This window comes from Kitasatospora cystarginea, from assembly GCF_039533515.1.
Classification (GTDB): Bacteria; Actinomycetota; Actinomycetes; order Streptomycetales; family Streptomycetaceae; genus Kitasatospora; species Kitasatospora cystarginea.
This window is the reverse complement of the sequence record NZ_BAAATR010000184.1, coordinates 1-979: the sequence shown is the minus strand read 5'-3', so window position 1 is coordinate 979 and position 979 is coordinate 1. Positions and strand designations below refer to the sequence as shown.

At 70.4% G+C, this 979-nt stretch carries 1 protein-coding gene and 1 pseudogene; both read left to right on the top strand.

Annotation, left to right across the window (positions count from 1 at the left end):
• Positions 1-110: pseudogene (locus ABD369_RS40725) on the top strand (roadblock/LC7 domain-containing protein); the annotation flags it as partial.
• Between the two features lie 163 nt (positions 111-273).
• On the top strand, positions 274-930 hold the full coding sequence (locus ABD369_RS40720; RefSeq protein WP_425557901.1) for a DUF742 domain-containing protein: 657 nt from the start codon (positions 274-276) through the stop codon (positions 928-930).
• The last annotated feature ends 49 nt before the right edge of the window (positions 931-979 follow it).

Sequence of the window (979 nt, the reverse complement as noted above, 5' to 3'; positions counted from 1 at the left end):
ACTCCGACATCGGTCTGGTCGGCTACGAGATGGCCCTCCTCGTCGACCGTGCCGGGGCCGTCCTCACCCCCGCACTCCGCGCGGAACTCCAGGGCAGTCTCCTGCACTGACGGTTCGTCGGATACCTTCTCGGTATTCGAAAGACCTCCGGCCCGTCCCGGGACCGTGTCAATCACGGTCCCGGGACCGGGCGTTGTACGGCTTTCGCACCACCTGCTCGGCCCCTGCGGCTGAGCTCGCACCGCACCGCCGCACCAAGTGAGGAGAGGAACCGTGACCCCGCCCGATGACCGCAGCGGTCAGTATGGCGTTCCGTACCCCGGCACCGGCCATGACGCTTTCGGGGCGCCCGGTGTCGGCCACGGTCGGCACCCCGACCCCGCGGGCCAGCCGCACCCCGGCCAACTCGGCTACCAGCAGCAGTTGATGGACCATCAACAGCCGCCTCCCCAGCCGTACGGCCACCAGGTCTACGACCAGCCGCAGTTCGCCCAGCGCGGGCCCGGCCAGCCGGCCTACCCGGGCCCGGCGGACTTCCCCGAACAGGCCGAGGAGCCCGGCTACGCCGAGGAGTTGGACGACGACGACTCGGGACCGCTGATCCGGCCGTTCGCGATGACCGGCGGCCGCACCAGGCCACGGTACGAACTGGCGCTGGAGGCACTGGTCTCCGCCAGCGTCGCCCCCGAACGCCTGGCCACGATGCTGCCCGAGCACCAGCGGATCTGCACCCTCTGCACCGAGGTCAAGTCCGTCGCCGAGGTCTCCGCACTGCTGTCCATCCCCCTGGGGGTGGCCCGGATCCTCGTGGCCGACCTGGCCGAGGCAGGCTTAGTAGCCATCCACCAGCCCGCTGCCGGCGGTGAATCCGGCAACCAGCCCGACGTCACGCTGCTCGAAAGGGTCCTCAGTGGACTTCGCAAGCTCTAACGCGGCCGCTCCCAGCCGCGCCACCACCTCCGCGAAGATCGTCGTCGCA